The organism is Ohtaekwangia sp., assembly GCF_036568665.1.
GTDB lineage: Bacteria > Bacteroidota > Bacteroidia > Cytophagales > Cyclobacteriaceae > Ohtaekwangia.
In genome coordinates this window covers 1-2,968 of record NZ_DATCSD010000047.1, presented here as the reverse complement: position 1 = coordinate 2,968, position 2,968 = coordinate 1, and the positions used below count along the sequence as shown (strand labels likewise).

The window sequence follows — 2,968 nt, the reverse complement described above, 5'->3', positions numbered from 1 at the left end:
TGAAGTATTTCTGGAACGTTTATGGGAACGATTCTATGCCACCATTAATCTTTGCAATACAGGTATACTGCATATAGCCGAGTCAGGTTTATCAGCCGAGTTACAAAAGACACGTGAAGCAGAATTGAAATTTTTACGTGCTTTCTATTACTGGCATATTGTGGAAACATGGGGCGGAGTACATTTTACCATTGATGAAACCACTACGGTGCAGACTACGGCCAATCGCACATCGGTCGATAAATTCTATGACCAGATCTTCAGCGATCTTGATTTTGCTGTAAACAATCTCCCTGCTACTACAACTGATTTTGGTCGTGTAACCAAGCCTGCTGCCGAAGCATTTCTGGCGCGCATGCATTTGACCCGCGGTAACAATGCCGAAGCCTCTGCACTGGCGAAGAAAGTTATCAGCGACTATGGATTTACGCTGGTAGTGAAATACTCTGATCTGTGGCTGATGAGCAATCTCAAGAATAAGGAGATCGTATGGTCGGTTAACTATGCTGCTGATCTTACCTCGAGCGATCTGCTGAATACAACCACGAATCCGTATGGCCACCCGCGCGGAGGGAACAACGGACACATGATGTTTCAGATGACGTACGAGCGCCCTGCTGCCGGAGCAATTGGTATGGTGCGCGATATACCGAATGGCCGACCCTTTGCCCGCTATATGCCGACTAAATTTTTGCTGGACCTGTTTGATGAAACCAAAGATGCCCGCTATACCGGATCATTCCAGACGGTGTGGAAATGTAACTCGGCCGGTAAATATACCAAGAAGGTTGCCGGTGCCGATGTAGCCGTAACACTGGCCGCTGGTGATACCGCTATATTTGCTACCAAGTATGAAATACCCGATAATGTAGATGCAGCGAAAAAATACCTGATCGTTGATCAGAGTAAAATGTATAAGGCGGATGGTACTATAGCCGGTAATGCCTTGTATTTACCCTTGAGTAAATTTCTCGATCCTACCCGCCCTACCGTAGCAGAAGTGCAAAGTGCACGCGATGCTTTTGTGATACGCCTGGCAGAGATGTACCTCATTGCTGCTGAAGCAGAATTTAATCTCGGTAATTTATCTACAGCAAAAGATCTTGTTAACGTAGTGCGTACACGCGCAGCGCTGCCGGGTAAAGCAGCCGATATGGAAGTAGCAGAAGGTGATCTTTCGATCGATTTCTTTCTGGATGAACGTGCGCGCGAATTTGCCGGAGAGCAACTTCGCTGGTTCGATCTGAAGCGTACCGGTAAACTGGTTGAACGTGTGTCGCTGCATAATCCTACAGCAGCGCCCTATATTAAACCGTATCACATCAATCGTCCTATACCGCAAAAGCAGATCGATGCGGTAACGAACAAAACAGAGTTTACACAAAATGAAGGCTATCAATAGCAAACAGATTGTTTTGGGTTAAGATGGAGGATTTCCCGCGCAGGTCTGCCGGCCTGGCGGGATTTCTCTTTCGAAACAAAACAGTATATATATACTATAAGTGACTAAACTATATTTATAAACCCACGGTGCGAAAATGAAGAAGGTGTTTGTAAAGTTCCTGTTCTTGTCTGCTGCGATAGTGCTGTTTGCATTTATGGCAGAAAAGAAACCGCGGATCTTTCTGATAGGAGACTCCACGATGGCTAACAAGCCGGTTGATGTAGCACCGGAAACAGGCTGGGGAATGATCTTTCCGCAGTATATAAATCTGGAGGTACAGAACCATGCCGTGAATGGCAGAAGTACAAAAAGCTTTCGTACACTCGGCCATTGGAGTAAAGTATATGAGCAACTCCAGCCGGGCGACTGGGTATTTATTCAATTCGGTCATAACGATTCCAAAGAATCAGATACAACCCGTTATGCTCCTGCCAAAACAGATTATCGTAAAAACCTGGTGCGCTATATACAGGAGATACAATTAAAAGGTGCGCGCCCCTTATTGATCACACCGGTAATGCGCAGGAAGTTTGATGATAAAGGAAATTTTGTCGATCAGCATGGCGATTACCCAAGTGTGGTAAAAGAAGTGGGCAAAGAAATGAAAGTGCCCGTGCTCGATCTGCACGCGAAGAGTAAAGATGTAATTGTGCAGCATGGTGTGGAGGAGTCGAAGAAAATGTTTTTGAACCTCGATAAAAATGTATGGCCGCATTACCCGGATGGTAAAGAAGATAATACACACTTTACCGTATATGGTGCATCGGTAATAGCATCGCTGGTAGCAGAAGGTATTCGTGCATTAAATCTTGACTTTGCCAGAGAACTGAAGACATTGCCCGTTGGCAACAAGTATATATATGAATTGCCGAAGGTGATGGAAGTATCTTTCCGTAAAGATACCTTCAACATCGAAAAGTATCATGCCAAAGCCGATGGTGTTACCTTGAATACACAAGCTATACAAGGTGCTATCGATGCCTGCTCCGCGGCCGGTGGGGGTACCGTTGTAATTCCTGCAGGGCTTTGGATTACAGGGCCGCTGGCATTGAAGAGCCAGGTAAATCTTCATTTAACAAAAGGTGCTGTGCTGCAGTTCAGCAGCAATGCAGATGATTATCCGCTGGTAAAAACAAATTGGGAAGGACTCGATGCCATCCGTGCGCATTCACCTATATATGCTACGGATGCTGAGAATATAGCGATTACGGGAGAAGGTATACTGGATGGTGCCGGTGAAGCCTGGCGACCGGTAAAGAAAAGTAAGCTTACTCCGCCCGAATGGAATCAACTGATAAACTCCGGTGGTGTACTGAACGATGCAAAAGATACGTGGTATCCTACAGCCCGGGCGTTGCAAGGCTCGAAAGAGAAACGCCCCGGTGTAATAGCCGAAGGATATGATCTGCAAAAAGCAGAAGCTATAAAAGAATTTTTGCGTCCTAACATGGTGAGCATCGTTCGCTGCAAGCGCGTGTTGCTGGAAGGTGTAACATTTCAAAATTCACCCGCGTGGTGTTTGCA

General features: G+C 45.9%; 2 protein-coding genes. Both read left to right on the top strand.

Features of this window, described 5'->3' with window-relative positions; all coding sequences use genetic code 11:
* The coding region (locus tag VIN08_RS02250; protein WP_331959573.1) for a RagB/SusD family nutrient uptake outer membrane protein at positions 1-1,402 on the top strand (1,402 nt) is incomplete at its 5' end.
* Positions 1,403-1,538: 136 nt separating this feature from the next.
* The coding region (locus VIN08_RS02245) for a GDSL-type esterase/lipase family protein (protein WP_331959570.1) at positions 1,539-2,968 on the top strand (1,430 nt) is incomplete at its 3' end.